Here is a 17504-nt window from a genome sequence, read left to right on the forward strand (position 1 = left end):
GAAACGCCCGGCGAAACACCGCCCGACAGGAGGATGACATGACCAAGAGCGTTCTCATCACCGGCGCCCGGTCCGGCATGGGCCTGGCGACCGCCCTGCTGCTGGCCGAAAACGGCTGTCGCGTCTTTGCGGGCGTGCGGGGCGACAGCGCCGAGCTTGACGCCGCCAGGGCGCGCGGGCTGGACATCACGCCCGTCATGCTGGACGTGCAGGACACCGCCTCGATCCACGCGGCCGTGGCGCAGGTGGTCGATCAGGCGGGCGGCATCGACGTGCTGGTCAACAACGCGGGCTTCGGCCTTCTCGCCACGGTCGAGGACGGCACCGACGAGGAGATCTTCAAGCAGTTCGACGTGAACGTGCTGGGCCTGATCCGCATGACGCGCGAGGTGCTGCCGCACATGCGCCGGGCGGGCGGGGGCGTCATCATCAACATCTCGTCCTTCCTCGGACGCATGGGCCTGCCGCTGCTGGCGCATTACAACGCCAGCAAATACGCGGTCGAAGGGCTGACCGATTCCCTGCGCCTCGAGGTCGGGCCTTTCGGCATCCGTGTGCATTCGATCCTTGCCGGGCTGTTCGGGACGAACTTCGTGCGTAAGGGGCTGGTCGCCAACGCCGCGACCACGGCCGAGGACTCGGCCTACCGCGAGCTTGTCGCGCATTTCGTCCCGATCGTGGCGCAGGCCATCAACGAGGGACCCTCGCCCGAGCCGATCGCCCGCGCCGTCCGCGAGATCATCGAGAACCCCGACAGCGACATCGCCGTCATGGTCGGGGCCGAAGCCGAGCAGTTCGTCCCCCTGCGCCGCAGCCTGTCCGACAAGGACTTCGAGGCCAGGGTGATCGGGACCTTCGGCCTGCCCCCCGCCAGGGCGTAACCGGCCCCGGCGCCCCGCCGCTCAGCCCGCGATGAAGTCGCGGACGAACGGAGTGGCGGGACGGGTGCGGATGTCCTGGGGGCGGCCGATCTGCTCGATCCGGCCCATGGACATGACCACCACCAGGTCGGCCAGTTCCATCGCCTCGTCCTGGTCATGGGTGACGAAGACGGTGGTCAGGCCCGTCTCGTCATGGATCTCGCGCAGGCCCTGCCGCAGTTCCTTGCGGACCTTGGCGTCCAAGGCCCCGAAGGGCTCGTCCAGCAGCAGCATGCGCGGCTCGATCGCCAGCGCGCGGGCCAGGGCGACGCGCTGGCGCTGGCCGCCCGAAAGCTGGCTGGGGTAGCGGTCGGCGATCTGGGGCAACTGGATCAGGTCCAGGAGCTTGGTGACCCGCCGCGCGATTTCGGCCCGGGACGGGCGGCTCGCGCGCGGGCGGGCGTTCAGGCCGTAGGCGATGTTGTCGAACACCGTCATGTGCCGGAACAGGGCATAGGACTGGAAGACGAAGCCCGCGCGGCGTTCCTGCACGGTCATGCCGGTCGCGTCATGGCCGTCGAACAGCACCCGGCCCGAGGTCGGGTATTCCAGCCCGCCCAGGATGCGCAGCAGCGTCGTCTTGCCCGAGCCCGACGGCCCCAGCAGCGCGACCAGCGCGCCGCCGGGGATCGACAGCGACACCGGTTGCAGCGCCGCGGTCGTTCCGAACAGCTTCGAGATTTCGTCGATCTGGATGACCATGATCGGGGTCCTTTCAGTGCCGGCGCTGTGCGGCCAGTTGGTCGGCGTGGCGGATTTCCAGCGTGGTCTTGATCATCAGCGTCACCAGTCCCAGGAACGCCAGCAGCGCGGCCATCGAGAAGGCGGCGACGCTCATGTATTCGTTGTAAAGCATCTCGATGGTGATCGGCATGGTGGCCGTCTGGCCCCGGATCTTGCCCGACACCACGGCCACGGCGCCGAATTCGCCCATGGCGCGGGCGTTGCACAGCAGCACGCCATACAGCAGCGCCCAGCGGATGTTGGGCAGGGTCACGGTGCGGAAGACGCGCCAGCCCGAGGCGCCCAGCGTCAGGGCGGCCTCCTCCTCGGCGCGGCCCTGCTCGATCATCACGGGGATCAGCTCGCGCGCGACAAAGGGGAAGGTCACGAACATCGTGGCCAGCACGATGCCGGGCAGGGCGAAGACGATGGGGAAGCCATGCGCCACCAGCCAGCCGCCGATCAGCGAGTTCGCCCCGAAGGTCAGCACGATGCAGAGGCCTGCGACAACGGGGCTGACGGAAAACGGCAGGTCGATCAGCGTGATCAGGAAGGCCTTGCCGCGAAAGTCGAACTTGGTGATCGCCCATGCGGCGGCGATCCCGAACACCGCGTTCAGCGGCACCGCGATGGCCGCGACCAGCAGCGTCAGCCAGATCGCGGACCAAGCCTGCGGGTCCGACAGGCTTTCGACGGCGGCGCCGATCCCCTGGGCCAGGGCTTCGGCGAAGACGGTGGCCAGGGGCGCCAGCACCAGCACGCCCAGGCCGAGGACCGCCAGCAGGATCAGGACCAGCCGCGTGGCGGGGGCCTCGTCCGTGGGGGCGCGGAAGCGGCGGGCGGCTGCGGCGGGACGCAGGCTTGCAGGGGGCAGGGGGATGTCAGACATAACCGATCCTCCGGCGGCTCCAGATCTGGATGAGGTTGATCGCCAGCAGCATCGCGAAGGAGATCAGCAGCATGGCGATGCCGATCGCGGCGGCGGCGTCGTAGTTGTATTCCTCAAGCTGGATCACGATCAGCAGGGGCGCGATCTCGGTCACCAGCGGGATGTTCCCGGCAATGAAGATGACCGACCCGTATTCGCCCACCGCCCGCGCCAGCGCCAGCGCGAAGCCCGTCAGCGCGGCGGGCGTCAGCATGGGCAGGATCACGTGGCGCAGCGTGTGAAGGCGCGAGGCGCCCAGCGTGGCCGAGGCTTCCTCGACCTCGCGGTCGATTTCCTCGATCACGGGCTGGACCGTGCGGGTGACAAAGGGCAGGCCCACGAAGACCAGGGCGACCAGGATGCCCCACCGGGTATAGGCGACCTTGACGCCCGCATCCGCCAGGACCGAGCCGAAGACGCCGTTCGGCGCGTAAAGCGCCGTCAGCGCGATGCCCGCGACGGCGGTGGGAAGCGCGAAGGGCAGGTCAACGGCGGCGTCCAGCAGCCGGCGCCCCGGAAAGCGATAGCGCGCCAGCACCCAGGCCAGCAGCACCCCGAAGACCAGGTTGAACAGAGCCGCCATGAAGGACAGCCGGAAGGACAGCCACAGCGCCTTCCAGACCCGTTCACGGTTCACCGTCGCCCAGATGTTGGCAAGGCCGAAGTCGGCGCCCTTGAGAAGCAGGGCGCCGATCGGCAGCAGCACGACCACCGACAGCATCGTCATGGTGATCCCCATCGCCAGGCCGAAGCCCGGCATCGGGGATTGCTGCACAAAGGGGCGGCGCATCATTTCGGCACGTAGATCTGGTCGAAGATGCCGCCGTCGCCGAAGTGTTCCGGCTGCACCCTGGACCAACCGCCGAAATGCGAGATGTCCACCAGCTCGACCTTGGGAAAGCGGGCCACGTCCTCGGGCGCCGCGGCCGAGCTGTCCCAGGCGCGATAATAGTTCTTGAAGGCCAGCGCCTGGCCCTGCGGCGAGTAAAGGAAGTTCAGGTAGCCCTCGGCCAGCTTGCGCTGTTCGTCATTGGCGATGTTGGCCTCGACGATGGCGACCGGCGGCTCGGCCAGCACCGAGACCGAGGGCACGACGATGTCGAACTGGTCCTCGCCCAGTTCCTTGAGCGCCAGGTAGGCCTCGTTCTCCCAGGCCAGCAGCACGTCGCCGATCCCGCGCTGCGAGAAGGTCGTGGTCGCCCCGCGTGCGCCCGAGTCCAGGACCGGGACGTTCTTGAACAGCTTGCCCACGAAGTCCTTGGGGTCCTGCCCGTTCCGTTCCGCCCAGGCCCAGGCGGCGAGATAGTTCCAGCGCGCCCCGCCCGAGGTCTTGGGGTTCGGCGTGATCACCTGCACGCCCTCGGCCACGAGGTCGCCCCAGTCCTTGATGCCCTTGGGGTTCCCCTCGCGCACAAGGAAGACGATGGTCGAAGTGTAGGGCGAGGAGTTGTGCGGCAGCCTGCCCTGCCAGTCCTTCGGCAGCTTGCCCGCCTCGGCGATCCGGTCGATGTCCGAGGCCAGGGCCAGCGTCACCACCTGCGCGTTCAGCCCCTCGACCACCGAGCGCGCCTGCGCGCCCGAGCCGCCGTGGCTGGCCTCGATCTGGGGGGCGGGGTTGCCTTGGGCGGTCCAGTATTCGGTGAAGGCCTCGTTCACCTCGCGGTAAAGCTCGCGCGTCGGGTCGTAGCTGACGTTCAGCAGCGCCTCGGCACGGGTTTCGCCGATGGTCAGCGCGAAGACGGCCAGGATCGCGCCCCAGGTCAGCAGCGGCTTCACCCGCCGCAGGGGCGCCACGATCTCGGCCGCCGTCATGGGCGCGGGGCGGGGGGCGATGGAGCCAAGGGTTTCGCGGGTCATCTGGTCGATCCTCCTGATCTGCGCGGCGGCCCGGAAGCCGTGCGCCATGCCAGAAATATCGAGTAAGTAGATCGTCTATATCAAGGAAAAAATATCGGTGAATTTTGTCGTGATTGTAGAAGTTCATTCTCCGGGCGCGCAGGCGGAAGGCACGATGCGTCGGCGTCTCCGCCCTGCATGAACAAGGTGAGGCGGCGGCAGGCGAAAGGGACGGAAGTCAGGGTTCCGCGATGACCCGGCTTGCCAGCTCGCCCGAGCGCATCAGGTCGGCCAGCGTCAGCGAGTCGATGATCAGCAGGTAGGTCCAGAACACATCCGCGAAGGTCTTGCGGATGCGGCAGGTTTCCTCGTCCGTGCAGTCGGGGCAGCGCTGATAGGCGCTGCGCGACAGGCAGGGCAGGGGCGCCAGCGGGCCGTCGATCAGCCGCAGCAGTTCCGACAGCTTCACCTCGCCCGGCCGCTTGACCAGCACATAGCCGCCCGCTCGCCCCCGCTTGGACGAGATCACGCCCGCGTCGCGGATTTCCAGCAGGATGTGTTCCAGGAACCGCTTGGGCGTGCCGGCCCGCTTGGCGACCTGTTCGATCGACAGGGCCTGCGGAAACTCCGAGGCAGCCTCGTCGGCCAGCACCAGCAGCGCCTTGAGCGCGTATTTCATCTTCTGCGTGATCATCAGCAAGCCGTAGGCAGACGCCTGCCGCTTCGCAAGCGCCGCGAGAGAAAGGTTCTAAAGACGACTTGGCTTGTAGATATTCTTCGTTCAGGATGCCAGTCATATGGCAGCGACAAGAGGACGCCATGACCGCGACCACGCTGGATCTCATTGACCGCAAGATCGTTTCGGCGCTGATGCACGATGCCACCCAACCCATCGGGCGAATCGCCGATCAGGTGGGCCTGTCCCAGACGCCCTGCTGGAAGCGCATCCAGAAGCTCGAGGCCGCGGGCGTGCTGACAGGCCGCGTGGCCATCGCCGATCCTGCCAAGCTGGGGCTGGGCCTGACAGTCTTCGCCGGGGTCGAGGCGCCGGACCATTCGCCCGAATGGCGCGCGGGTTTCGAGCGGGCGCTGGCCGCCATGCCCGAGGTGCGCGAGGTGTACCGCATGGCGGGCGTCTACGACTACCTGCTGCAGATCGTGGCGCGCGACGTCGGCGCCTTTGACGAGTTCTACAAGCGGCTGACCACGCTGGTGAAGGTCAAGTCCTGCTCGTCCCTGTTCGTGCTGGAACGGCTGAAGGCGACGCCCGGCTATCCGGTGGACACCACGACGCGCTGAGTTCGCGGCCTGCGGCGTCAGGCCCCGGGGTGCGTGTAGCCCAGCACCCGGCCCGAGCCGTCCACCTGGCAAAGATGCAGGCGGTTGCCGTCTCGCGCCTCGACCGTGGCGACCCCCGCCGCGTCCGACAGCCAGCGCGAGGTGACCTCGGCCGGGGGGCGGCGGATATGGGCGGCGATCGTGGCGGTGCAGGCGGCTTCCTGCCGCGCCCGCAGGTCAGAGGCAGCGGGCGTGGGCTCGGCCGCGCAGGCGGCAAGCTGCACGAGCGGCAGCAGCAACAGGACAGGGCGCATGTCCGGATCTCCGCAGGTTTTCGTCAGCCTAGCATTGATGGCCGGGCGCGCACAGCCGGTCGCGGACGATGCCCCCTTGGCTCAGGGGCGCGGGCGGAAGCGGCAGGGGATCCGGATGGTCGGCACGCCCTCGGGCGGGGACTCGATCAGCTGGAAGGCCGTGGACAGCATCGCGGCGACGTCCTGCTGCATCATGCCCACGTTCTGCGGCAGGAAGACCGCGAAGGGGTCCCAGTCGAAGCAGCCGAAGCGCAGTTCCGGGGGGATGGGCTGGTCGTGCAGCCAGCGGACCACCCCTTCCAGCGCGATGGTCGAGTTGACAAAAACGCCACTGCCGTCGGCGATCCCCAGCTCCGCCATGGCGGAAAGGGTCTTGGCGGCGGAATAGCCGCGCATCAGGCAGTTGCCCTCGGGGACGGCCAGTCCCGCTTCGTGGTGGGCGGCGGTGAACCCGCGCAGGCGCTCGCGCGTGTTGTTGTCCTGCGCGCGGCCACCGATGAAATACAGCGGCGCAGGCGTCCCGAAATCCGCCCGCACCCGCGACAGGATCACCCGCGTCAGTTCCAGCGCGCCCGCGAAGTTGTCCGACACGACGGACGGCGCGCGGCCGCCCGGCAGGTCCAGGTTGATCGCCCGCACCCGCGCGGCGCTGCACAGCTCGGCGATCCTGTCGGGGTCGGTGGCGCCGGTCACGATCAGGCATTCGACCTGGTAGGACATCATCTCGCGCGCGGCCTCGACCTCCAGGGCGGGCTCGCGCTGGGTGCAGGTGATGACGGGAAACAGCCCGCGTTCCCGCGCCATCGTCTCGAAGCGCTCGGCGATCGCGCCGAAATAGCGATTGTCGTATTTCGGGATGATCATGCCGATGACGCGCGAGCGTTCCCGCCGCAGCATCCGCGCGGGCAGGTTGACGGCATAGCCCTGTTCCTCGGCGATGCGGCTGATCCGTTCCGCCAGTCGCGCGCTGATGCGGCGCTTTTTCCAAGTCCCGTTCAGCACCGAGCTGACGGCGCTGGCGCTGGTGCCGGCGATCTGGGCCAGGTCGTAGATCGTCGGTCGCTTCGCGGTGATCTCGTCGTCGTCGGCCATGTCCCACCCGCCGGGAAAAATGACGCAGTGATCCTGCCCTGGGTGGAACCTTGACAGCATACTTCTGCCGAAGCAATCTACGCTCCACCGATTGAGCATCCAAGCTTTATCGATGGCGCAACATGACCGACCTGCCCCCGGGACAGGCCGCGCTACGTGACATGTGGAGGAGACAGACCATGACGTCGAAACTATCGCTCGCGGCCGCTTCGGCCATCGCGGCGGCCCTGCTGGGCGGCGCGGCCGCCGCGCAGGAAGCCGCGACCGTCGCCTTCCTGATGCCCGACCAGGCATCCACCCGCTACGAGGAAAAGGACTTCCCCGGCTTCCAGGCGGCGATGAAGGAACTGTGCGCCGACTGCACGGTGATCTACCAGAACGCCAACGCCGACGTGTCGCTGCAGCAGCAGCAGTTCAACTCGGTCATCACGCAGGGCGCCAAGGTCGTCGTGCTGGACCCGGTCGACTCGGCCGCCGCCGCGGGGCTGGTGCAGATCGCGCAGTCGCAGGGCGTCAAGGTCATCGCCTATGACCGCCCGATCCCGGACATGCCCGCCGACTATTACGTGTCCTTCGACAACAAGGGCATCGGCCAGGCCATCGCGCAGTCGCTGGTCGACCACATGAAGGCGCAGGGCGTGCCGGACGGCGCGGGCGTGCTGCAGATCAACGGCTCGCCCACGGACGCGGCGGCCGGGCTGATCCGCGACGGGATCGACGCGGCGCTGGACGCCTCGGCCTACAAGACGCTGGCCGAATACGACACGCCCGAATGGGCGCCGCCCAAGGCGCAGGAGTTCACGGCGGGCCAGATCAACCGCTTCGGGGCCGAGATCAAGGGCATCGTGGCGGCCAACGACGGCACTGCGGGCGGTGCGATCGCCGCGCTGAAGGCCGCGGGCGTCGATCCACTGCCCCCCGTCACCGGCAATGACGCGACCATCGCGGCCCTGCAGCTGATTATCGCGGGCGACCAGTACAACACCATCTCGAAGCCGTCCGAGATCGTGGCCGAGGCCGCCGCCAACATCGCGGTCGCCTTCCTCAAGGGCGAAACCCCCGAGGCGAAGACCACGCTGTACAACACGCCGTCCGAACTGTTCGTCCCGGCGGTCGTGACGCGCGAGAACATCAAGGCCGAGATCTTCGACAAGGGCATCCAGACGGTTGAGGAAGTCTGCACCGCCGACTATGCGGATGCCTGCCGTGAACTCGGCATTCTGAAGTAACATGTCACTGCGGCGCGCGTCACGCCGGCGCGCGCCTTTTACGAAAAGGAACAGCCGATGGCCGAAAGCGGAAGATCCGCCGAGCCGATCCTGAAGCTGCGCGGCGTGTCCAAGCAGTTCGGCGCCGTGCAGGCGCTGGCGGACATCGAACTGGACATCCACGCGGGCGAGGTCGTCGCGCTCGTGGGCGACAACGGCGCGGGCAAGTCCACGCTGGTCAAGGTCCTCGCGGGCGTCCACCAGCCGACGGCCGGAACCGTCGAGTTCATGGGCAAGGCCGTGACGCTGGACAGCCCCGGCCGCGCGCTGGAAATGGGCATTGCCACCGTCTTCCAGGACCTGTCGCTGTGCGAGAACCTGGACGTCGTGTCCAACCTGTTCCTGGGGCACGAGCTGTCCCCCTGGCGGCTGGACGAGGTGCAGATGGAGGTCCGCGCCTGGACCCTGCTGCGCGAGCTTGCCGCCCGCATCCCGTCCGTGCGCGAGCCCGTGGCCTCGCTGTCGGGCGGCCAGCGCCAGACCGTCGCCATCGCGCGCTCGCTGCTGCTGGACCCCAAGATCATCATGCTGGACGAGCCCACCGCCGCCCTGGGCGTCGCACAGACCGCCGAGGTGCTGAACTTGATCGAGCGCGTGCGCGACCGGGGCCTGGGCGTCATCCTGATTTCCCACAACATGGAGGACGTGCGCGCCGTCGCCGACCGCATCGTCGTCCTGCGCCTTGGGCGCAACAACGGCGTCTTCACGGCCGATTCCTCGAATGCCGAGCTGGTCTCGGCCATCACCGGCGCGACCGAGAACGCCGTCTCGCGCCGTCAGGCGCGCAAGCTCGAAGAAACGGGGGCCTGACATGACCGAGCCGCAAAGCGCGCTGGACCGATCGGACAGCCGGGTCCGCCATGACGAGGGCATCGGCGGCGCCATCCGGGGCTTCATCGACCGCGTCCGTTCGGGCGACTTGGGAATGCTGCCGGTCATCGTCGGCCTGATCCTGATCGCCACCGTCTTCTGGTCGCTGAACCCGGTCTTCCTTGCGCCGAACAACCTTGCCAACCTGCTGTTCGACGCGGCGGCGGTGGGCTGCATCTCGCTGGGGATCGTCTGCGTCCTGATGCTGGGCGAGATCGACCTGTCCGTCGGGTCCATGAGCGGGCTCGCCTCGGCGATCCTGGGCGTGTTCTGGGTCAAAATGGGGCTGCCGGTCGCGCTGGCGATCCTGGTGGCGCTCGCCGCGGGCGCCTTCATGGGCTTCGTCTATGCGACGCTGCTCAACCGCTTCGGGATGCCCAGCTTCGTGTCCACCCTGTCGGGGCTGCTGGCGATGCTGGGCTTGCAGCTTTACCTGCTGGGCTCGACCGGCTCGATCAACCTGCCCTATGCCTCGCCGCTGGTGAAGTTCGGCCAGATCTATGTCATGCCCGCCTGGTTCAGCTACCTGCTGGCGGTGCTGCCGGGCGCGGTGATCCTGTGGCTGGGCCTCGACCGGATGCGCCGCCGTCGGGCGGTCAACCTGTCCAACCCCGGCGGCTTGTCCGTCCTGCTCGCGCAGGCGGGGGTGCTGACCGCCATCCTGCTGGGGGCCGTCTACTACCTCAACCAGGGGCGCGGCATTCCGTGGATGTTCGGGCTGTTCGTGCTGCTGGTCGTCATCATGAACTATGCCCTGACCCGCACGAAATGGGGCCGCGCCATGTTTGCCGTGGGCGGCAACCGCGAGGCCGCGCGCCGGTCGGGCATCAACGTGAACCGCATCCGCATCTCGGCCTTCATGCTGTGCTCGACGCTGGCCGCGCTGGGCGGGACACTGGCGGCCTCGCGGCTGGCTTCGTCCAGCCAGCAGGCGGGAACGGGCGACGTGAACCTCAACGCCATCGCGGCGGCGGTGATCGGGGGGACGTCGCTGTTCGGCGGGCGCGGCTCGGCTTGGTCGGCCCTGCTGGGGATCATCGTGATCCAGTCGATCTCGAACGGGCTGACGCTGCTGAACCTCAGCTCGTCGCTGCGCTACATGATCACCGGCGCGGTTCTGGCCATTGCGGTGATCGTCGACTCGCTGGCGCGGCAGTCGCGCGCGAGCCACGGCCGCGCTTGAAAAGGACATATCATGGCTGAGCAACTGTCAGGCAAGGTCGCGGCGATCACCGGCGCCGCGTCCGGGATCGGGCTGGAATGCGCCCGCACGATGCTGGCGGAAGGCGCCGAGGTCGTGCTGATCGACTGCGCCGCCGACCGGCTGGACGCCTTGTGCAGGGAACTGGGTCCCAAGGCGCATCCGCTGGTCGTGGACCTGCTGGACGGCCCGCAGGTAGACGCCATTGCCACGCGGATCGAGGAACTGGTCGGTCCCGTGGACATCTTCCATGCCAATGCCGGCGCCTATATCGGCGGCCCGGCGGCCGAGGGCGACCCGGACGCCTGGGACCGGATGCTGAACCTCAACATCAACGCGGCCTTCCGCAGCGTGCGCGCGGTCCTGCCGGGGATGATCCAGCGCAAGACCGGCGACGTGATCTTCACCTCGTCGGTCGCGGGCGTCGTGCCGGTCGTGTGGGAACCCATCTACACCGCCTCGAAGTTCGCGGTGCAGGCCTTCCTGCACGCCACGCGCCGTCAGGTGTCGCAGCACGGCATCCGCATGGGCGCGGTGCTGCCCGGCCCGGTCGTGACCGCCCTGCTGGACGACTGGCCCAAGGCCAAGATGGAGGAAGCGCTGGCCAACGGCAGCCTGATGCAGCCGAAGGAGGTCGCGGACGCGGTCCTGTTCATGCTGACGCGGCCGCGGGGCGTGGTGATCCGCGACCTCGTGATCCTGCCCAACAGCGTCGATCTGTGACGGAGGACGGGCGATGACCAGCGACCATCAGGGGCCGTTCTTCCTGGGCGTCGATGTCGGCACCGGCAGCGCCCGCGCGGGGCTGTTCGACGCGGCCGGCACCATGGTCGCCGCCGCCAAGCGCGACATCGCCATGTGGCGCGAGGGCGCAGACATCGCCGAGCAGTCGAGCGAGGACATCTGGGCCGCCGTCTGCGCCGCGACCCGCGAGGCTGTGGCCGGGACCGACCCGGCCGAGGTGGCGGGGATCGGCTTCGACGCGACCTGCTCGCTGGTGGTGCTGGGGCAGGGCGGCCAACCGCTGACCGTCAGCGCCTCGGGCGATCCGGCGCGCAACATCATCGTCTGGATGGACCACCGCGCCGTGGGACAGGCCGAGCGGATCAATGCCCTCGGCCACCCCGTCCTGCGCTATGTGGGCGACGTCATCTCGCCCGAGATGGAGACGCCCAAGCTGCTGTGGCTGCGCGAGAACCTGCGCTCGACCTACGACAATGCATGGCAGTTCTTCGACCTGGCCGATTACCTCGGCTGGCGCGCGACGGGCGACCTGGCGCGGTCCAGTTGCACCGTTACCTGCAAGTGGACCTATCTCGCCCACGAGGACCGCTGGGACCCGGACTACTTCCGCAGCATTGGGCTGGAGGATCTGGCCGCCGACGGCTTTGCCCGCATCGGGCAGCGGATCGTCGCGCCGGGCACCCCGCTTGGTTCGGGGCTGACCGAGGCGGCGGCGGCCGACCTGGGCCTGCGTCCCGGCACGCCCGTCGGCGCGGGGCTGATCGACGCCCATGCGGGCGGGATCGGGACCGTGGGGATGCAGGGCTCGCCCGAAAGCAACCTCGCCTATGTCTTCGGCACATCGTCCTGCACCATGACGACGACGCGCGATCCGGTCTTCGTCTCGGGTGTCTGGGGGCCTTACTATCAGGCGATGGTGCCGGGGATGTGGCTGAACGAGGGCGGCCAGTCCGCCGCCGGCGCCGCGATCGAGCAGCTTCTGTCCTTCCACCCCGCCGCCTCCGCGGCCGCGGCCGAGGCCAATGCCGCAGGCCAGCCTCTGCCGGTCTGGCTGGCCGAGCAGGCCGCGCGCAAGGCAGGCGACCTTTCCGCTGCCGTCACGCTGGCCGACGGGTTGCATGTGGTGCCCGAGTTCCTGGGCAACCGCGCGCCCTTCGCCGACCCCCATGCCCGCGCGATCATCGCCGGCCTGGGGATGGAGCGGGACATCGACAGCCTTGTCGCGCTTTACGTCGCGGGGCTTTGCGGCATCGCCTATGGCCTGCGCCAGATCATCGAGACGCAGGACAAGGCCGGCGCGCCGGTGGACCGGGTGGTGATCTCGGGCGGGGCGGGGCAGCTCGACCTCGTGCGGCAACTGCTGGCGGATGGCTCGGGCAAGCCGGTGCTGTCCAGCACGGCGCCCGAACCGGTGCTGCTGGGATCGGCGATCCTCGGCGCGGTTGCGGCGGGACGCTTCGCCTCGATGCCGGAAGGCATGGCCGCGATGTCGCGGGCAGGGGGCAAGTATCAGCCCGATGCCGATGCGGCGGCCCTGCACGACGCGCGTTATCGCACCTTCTGCGCCCTGCAATCCGCCCTGCGCGGCAGCCGCGCCGCCTGACGCAAGCGCGCCTTGCCCGGTGCATGTCGCCGGGCGGGCATGAGCCGGGGGACGAAAGCTCCCGGCAGCATCCCGCCGGGGCCGTGGGGTGAGGCGGCTTCGCCGGTGACTGGCGCGCAGGACGCTGGTCCGGCGGGGGGCATTCCTCCCGGCTGTGATCACCTCCGGCCGGTCGCATCGTGAACCATGGCGACTGGATGACCTGCCTTCCGGGGCGGGTCATCCTGCCGTTGCAACTTCTGGATGATCGTCCCGCCCCCTGCGTCCGGCACGCGGGGCAGGACCATCGCTGACATGATCGCCGCGATGGTCAGCGCACGGCGGCCCCGGCCGATCCGGTCCTGATCCCCGCCCGAGGGGAAAACAACAATCATCAATCGGCGGAATGCAACCTAAGCATGTATTCGGCGCTTGATTACTCACCCGCAGCGGTGCGAAAGGCCGATTTCCAGGAACCCAGGAGCGAAGAGACAATGGCAGCCTCTTTTCTTTCAGCGATCCGTGCCCTTTCCGATGGCTACCCCAGAACCCTGCAGGGCGCCCTTGTCGATGCCGCGGCGCTGCAAAGGCGCGCGGAAGCGCACCGGGACGCCGGGCTCGCGCAGGCCGATGCGTCGGTGGGCCTGACAGCCATGGCGCTCTCGTCCCAGCAGGCCGCGCCTGCCGGGCGCTCCGTCAAGGGCACCTCGGGCGACGACAGCCTGACCGGGAGCAGCGGGAACGACACCTTCGCCAGCCTGGCCGGGGACGACACCCTGTCCGGGGGCCGGGGAGCCGACACGTTCGTCATCACCCGTGGCAACGGTTCCGACACGATCCTCGATTTCAATGCGGCGGCGGGCGATGTCCTGAAGCTGGAAAGCTATGGCTTCCTTTCGGCGGACGAGGTTCTGGACAACGCGGTCCAGGATGGCCGCGACACGGTGGTCTGGCTGCATGGAAGCGAGAAGCTGACCCTTCGCGGCGTCGATCTGGACAGCCTGAAGGCGTCGAACATCATCCTGGGCGGCGCCCCTGCCCAAGTCCATGGCACATCGGACCGGGACTGGATCTCGCAGGCCTCGAAAGCCGTGCAGCAGCTGGTGGGGGGCGCCGGGGACGACACCTACTATCCCCATAACCGCGCCGCGCGCATCGTCGAACTGCCGGGTCAGGGCACGGACAGCGTGATGACCTGGGTCAGCTGGACGCTCGAGAAGAACGTCGAGAACCTGACGGTGTCCAACAACGCAGGCACGCAGATGCTTTATGCGCGGGGCAACGCGGGCGACAACCACCTGACCGGCGGCAGCACGGGCAGCCAGAGCCTGAACGGAGAGGCTGGCGACGACACCCTGACCGGCGGGGCGGGCCGGGACATCTTCAACATCGATGCCCGGGACGGAGACGACACCATCACCGACTTCGTTGCCGGCGCGGGCGGGGACATGCTGCGGCTGAACGGCTTCAGCTTCCGCAGCTTCGCCGATGTCATGGATGCCGCCCGCCAATCCGGAACCAGCGTGGTGATCGACCTCGGCAACGGCCAGGACGTCACGCTGGAGGACACGCGCCTATCGGACCTGACGGCCGAAAACCTGGCCTCCTTCGCGCCAAGCACCCAGGGCAGGGAAAAGCTGTTCGCCGAAGAGTTCAACCGGCTGGACCTCCGCTCGCCCGACAATCCTGACGGCAGGTGGCGCCCGGAATACTACTGGGGCAACCGCACGCTGGAATCCAACAACGAGCGGCAGTTCTACGTCGACCCGGCTTATCGCGACCTCGGCCTCGATCCCTTCGAGATCAGGAACGGCGTGCTCTCCATCACCGTCAGCGAGACCCCTGACCACCTTCTGCCCGAGGTGGAGAACCTGCCCTACCTTTCCGGCGCCATCACCTCGGAGCAGAGCTTCTCGGTCCAGTATGGTTATTTCGAGATGCGCGCCGAGATGCCCGAAGGCGGGGGCTTCTGGCCGGCCTGGTGGCTGCTGCCCATCGACGGGAGCTGGCCGCCGGAACTGGACATCTTCGAGGTGCTGACCAGCGACCCCACCGTCCTGCACACCACCGCCCACAGCAACGCCAGCGGCCAGCACACCGCCGAGGGCCAGAGTGCGCTGGTCGGCGACATGTCCGACGGCATGCACGTTTATGGCTTCGACTGGGGCCCGGACGAGATGGTCTGGTACTTCGACGGGGTCGAGATCTTCCGCGCGGCCACGCCCGACGACGCGCACCGGCCGATGTACATGCTGGCCAACGTGGCGGTCGGCGGCTGGTACGGCGGAATCGACCGCGACAGCTTCTCGGACGCCGAGCATACCGACATGCGGATCGACTATATCCGCGTGCACGAGCGTCCCGTGGACCACGCGGTCGTGGCCCTGCCCCGGGGCTGGGAATCGGACAGCTTCGACTTCGCGCGCATCGATGGCTCGGGCGCCACGGCCAAGTGGGGCTATACCAACACGATGGCGGCAGGCGAGGTGAAGGCGAAGCTGGGCGGCGATTGGGCGCGCTGGCTGACAGGCAACGACGCCGACAACTACCTGGGCGGCAGCAACGCGCAATACAACGAACTGGACGGGCGGGGCGGGGACGACGTGCTGCTCGGCAGGGGCGGGGTCGATGTCTTCGTCATCAGCAAGGGGATGGGCAACGACACCATCCTGGACCTGTCGGGGGACGACAAGGTGCAGCTCGACGGCTTCCATTTCAGCCATGTCGAGGATGTCCGCGCCTGGTCCGTCCAGGACGGCGACGATGTCATCATCCGCCTGGGCGAGGACCAGGCCCTGTGCCTTGCCGACTATGCGCTGGAGGACCTGAGCGCGCAGAACTTCTGCTTCACGGACGTGGACCGGGACCTGCTCGTCGCCTGACGGGCACGGGCCGCCTTGAAAGAACGGGGCGCGAGGTTCCTTGAAGAACCTCGCCCATCCCGCTGCGGGCCAAGGAATTTAACAGAAGCGTCACTCTCGCGTCACCGGACTGCCACATCGCACCGCCAGAAGGCGTCGCGAAGGGGCGCGGACCGCCGCGCGCCGGCACATGAGAGAGACCCATGCTTATCAACCGCCGTCACACCTTGGCCCTGTTCGGCGCCGCCGCCGGCTCGCTGATCCTGCCGCGCCACGTCATGGCGCAGGCGCCGCGCCGTTCCATCACCGTCGCGGTGCAGAAGATCACCAACAACAACACGCTGGACATCTGGAACGAGCAGTCGAACGTGGGCGAGCGGGTGTTCTTCCCCAACCTTTGGGAAGGGCTGATCCTGCGCGACTGGATGGGCAACCAGGGCCCGGTCCCCGGCCTGGCGACCGAATGGAAGCGCCTGGACGACAAGACCATCGAGCTGAAGTTGCGCCAGGGCGTCCGCTTCCACAATGGCGACGAGCTGACCGCCGAGGACGTGGTCTTCTCCTTCTCGGACGAGCGCCTGTTCGCGGGCACCGAGCCTGCCGGCGGCAGGACGCTGTATGCCGAGAACTTCAAGCCGCAGAACGCCAAGGAGCTGCCGGCCGGCATTCCCGGCATCGCCCGCCGCCTGTGGCCCGCGCTGCGCGGGGTCGAGGCGGTGGACAAGTATACCGTCCGCTTCCACAACGCGACGCCGGACGTGACGCTGGAAGGGCGCCTTTACGCCTTCGGGTCGCAGATCGCCAGCAAGCGCGCCTGGGACGAGGCGGCAAGCTACGCGGAATGGGCCAACAGGCCCGTCACCACCGGCCCCTACAGGGTCGAGGAGTTCCGCCCCGACGTCTCGCTGACGCTGGTGGCCTTTGACGACTACTGGGGCGGCCGTCCGCCGCTGGAACGCATCCGCTTTGTCGAGGTCCCCGAGGTCGCCAGCCGCGTGAACGGGCTGCTGTCGGGCGAATACGACTTCGCCTGCGACCTGCCGCCCGACCAGATCGCGACGGTCGCCGCCGCGCCGGGACTGGAAGTGCAGTCCTCGACCATCTGGAACCACCGCATCACCGTCTTCAACAAGCAGAACGAGTTCCTTGCCGACCCGCTGGTGCGCCGCGCCTTCACCCATGCGGTCGACCGGCAGGCCATCGTCGAGGCGCTGTGGGGCGGGCAGACCGTCGTTCCGGCGGGCTTGCAGTTCGACAGCTTCAGGACCTCGGGGATGTTCGTCGAAGGCTGGACCGCGCCGGAATACAACCCCGACCTCGCCCGCGATCTGCTGAAGCAGGCAGGCTACAAGGGCGATCCGATCCCCTACCGGCTGCTGAACAACTACTACACCAACCAGACGCCCACCGCGCAGGTGCTGGTCGAGATGTGGAAGCAGGTCGGGCTGAACGTCGAGATCGAGATGAAGGAAAACTGGGCGCAGATCCACGATCCCGAAGGGGTCAAGGGCGTGCGTGACTGGTCGGCCTCGAACAACATCAACGACCCGATCACGCCCCTGGTCGTCCAGTTCGGCCCGAACGGCGAGGCGCAGCAGAAGCGCGACTACTGGAACGACGAGGTGAATCAGCTGTCCGTCGTCATGGAAACCTCGATGGACAAGAGCGCGCGGCAGAAGGCCCATGCCCGGCTGCTGGAAATCTGCGAGCGCGAGGACCCGGCCTATACGGTCCTGCACCAGAACGCCGTCTTCACGGGCATGAAGTCGGAACTGAACTGGAAGGCCGCGCCCGCCTTCGCGATGGATTTCCGCGCGAACAACTGGAGCGTCTGATCTTTGACGGGACGCGCGGTCCCATGCGGCCGCGCCCCGCGATTTCCTTCAG

Annotated in this window: 17 protein-coding genes; 9 read left to right on the plus strand and 8 right to left on the minus strand. The window is 68.1% G+C overall.

Annotated features, from left to right (window positions below):
- The first annotated feature begins 38 nt into the window (after positions 1-38).
- Positions 39-881, plus strand: a complete 843-nt coding sequence (locus CK240_RS04395; RefSeq protein WP_095639101.1) for an SDR family oxidoreductase — start codon at positions 39-41, stop codon at positions 879-881.
- A 21-nt stretch (positions 882-902) separates the two neighbouring features.
- On the opposite strand, the gene CK240_RS04400 is transcribed toward CK240_RS04395, so the two are convergent.
- From CK240_RS04400 to CK240_RS04420, 5 genes are all read right to left on the minus strand, one after another.
- On the minus strand, positions 903-1622 hold the full coding sequence (locus CK240_RS04400; RefSeq protein WP_095639102.1) for a sulfate/molybdate ABC transporter ATP-binding protein: 720 nt from the start codon (positions 1620-1622) through the stop codon (positions 903-905).
- A 13-nt stretch (positions 1623-1635) separates the two neighbouring features.
- Positions 1636-2532: a sulfate ABC transporter permease subunit CysW gene (cysW, locus tag CK240_RS04405; protein WP_095639103.1), complete on the minus strand. Its 897-nt coding sequence runs from the start codon at positions 2530-2532 to the stop codon at positions 1636-1638.
- Positions 2525-3361, minus strand: coding sequence for a sulfate ABC transporter permease subunit CysT (cysT, locus tag CK240_RS04410; RefSeq protein ID WP_095639256.1), 837 nt, complete (start codon positions 3359-3361; stop codon positions 2525-2527). The genes cysW and cysT overlap by 8 nt, the downstream gene beginning before the upstream one ends.
- Positions 3361-4383: a sulfate ABC transporter substrate-binding protein gene (locus CK240_RS04415; protein ID WP_095639255.1), complete on the minus strand. Its 1023-nt coding sequence runs from the start codon at positions 4381-4383 to the stop codon at positions 3361-3363. Before CK240_RS04415 ends, cysT begins: the two co-directional genes overlap by 1 nt.
- A 262-nt stretch (positions 4384-4645) precedes the next feature.
- Positions 4646-5101 carry an Rrf2 family transcriptional regulator gene (locus CK240_RS04420; protein WP_095639257.1) on the minus strand — a complete coding sequence of 152 codons (456 nt, stop codon included), beginning with the start codon at positions 5099-5101 and terminating at the stop codon, positions 4646-4648.
- Between the two features lie 125 nt (positions 5102-5226).
- Here CK240_RS04420 and CK240_RS04425 point away from each other — a divergent pair, with 125 nt between their 5' ends.
- Positions 5227-5706: an Lrp/AsnC family transcriptional regulator gene (locus tag CK240_RS04425; RefSeq protein ID WP_095639104.1), complete on the plus strand. Its 480-nt coding sequence runs from the start codon at positions 5227-5229 to the stop codon at positions 5704-5706.
- 17 nt (positions 5707-5723) lie between these two features.
- Here CK240_RS04425 and CK240_RS04430 read toward each other — a convergent pair whose 3' ends face one another.
- Positions 5724-5999, minus strand: a complete 276-nt coding sequence (locus CK240_RS04430; protein ID WP_095639105.1) for a hypothetical protein — start codon at positions 5997-5999, stop codon at positions 5724-5726.
- Positions 6000-6080: 81 nt separating this feature from the next.
- On the minus strand, positions 6081-7091 hold the full coding sequence (locus CK240_RS04435) for a LacI family DNA-binding transcriptional regulator (RefSeq protein ID WP_095639106.1): 1011 nt from the start codon (positions 7089-7091) through the stop codon (positions 6081-6083).
- 179 nt (positions 7092-7270) lie between these two features.
- Between CK240_RS04435 and CK240_RS04440 the strand changes: the two genes are divergently transcribed.
- From CK240_RS04440 to CK240_RS04460, 5 genes are read left to right on the plus strand one after another with little or no spacing between them, the layout of a single operon-like run.
- The gene (locus CK240_RS04440; RefSeq protein WP_095639107.1) at positions 7271-8320 is read left to right on the plus strand and encodes an ABC transporter substrate-binding protein; all 1050 of its coding nucleotides are present in this window, start codon (positions 7271-7273) and stop codon (positions 8318-8320) included.
- A 57-nt stretch (positions 8321-8377) separates the two neighbouring features.
- Positions 8378-9169, plus strand: coding sequence for an ATP-binding cassette domain-containing protein (locus CK240_RS04445; protein WP_095639108.1), 792 nt, complete (start codon positions 8378-8380; stop codon positions 9167-9169).
- Position 9170: 1 nt separating this feature from the next.
- Positions 9171-10412 (plus strand): sugar ABC transporter permease, encoded by a 1242-nt coding sequence (locus CK240_RS04450; RefSeq protein ID WP_095639109.1) that lies wholly within the window; start codon positions 9171-9173, stop codon positions 10410-10412.
- A 12-nt stretch (positions 10413-10424) separates the two neighbouring features.
- Positions 10425-11153: an SDR family oxidoreductase gene (locus tag CK240_RS04455; RefSeq protein ID WP_095639110.1), complete on the plus strand. Its 729-nt coding sequence runs from the start codon at positions 10425-10427 to the stop codon at positions 11151-11153.
- A 13-nt stretch (positions 11154-11166) separates the two neighbouring features.
- Positions 11167-12777 carry an FGGY-family carbohydrate kinase gene (locus tag CK240_RS04460; RefSeq protein ID WP_095639111.1) on the plus strand — a complete coding sequence of 537 codons (1611 nt, stop codon included), beginning with the start codon at positions 11167-11169 and terminating at the stop codon, positions 12775-12777.
- Between the two features lie 158 nt (positions 12778-12935).
- On the opposite strand, the gene CK240_RS04465 is transcribed toward CK240_RS04460, so the two are convergent.
- Complete coding sequence (locus CK240_RS04465) at positions 12936-13151, minus strand: hypothetical protein (RefSeq protein WP_095639112.1); 216 nt, start codon at positions 13149-13151, stop codon at positions 12936-12938.
- A gap of 99 nt (positions 13152-13250) precedes the next feature.
- Between CK240_RS04465 and CK240_RS04470 the strand changes: the two genes are divergently transcribed.
- Both CK240_RS04470 and CK240_RS04475 read left to right on the plus strand, forming a co-directional pair.
- Entirely contained in the window at positions 13251-15638 is a 2388-nt protein-coding gene (locus tag CK240_RS04470; RefSeq protein ID WP_135058792.1) for a family 16 glycosylhydrolase, read from the plus strand.
- A 182-nt stretch (positions 15639-15820) separates the two neighbouring features.
- Positions 15821-17452, plus strand: a complete 1632-nt coding sequence (locus tag CK240_RS04475; RefSeq protein WP_095639114.1) for an ABC transporter substrate-binding protein — start codon at positions 15821-15823, stop codon at positions 17450-17452.
- The last annotated feature ends 52 nt before the right edge of the window (positions 17453-17504 follow it).

Source organism: Paracoccus salipaludis (assembly GCF_002287065.1).
Classification (GTDB): domain Bacteria; phylum Pseudomonadota; class Alphaproteobacteria; order Rhodobacterales; family Rhodobacteraceae; genus Paracoccus; species Paracoccus salipaludis.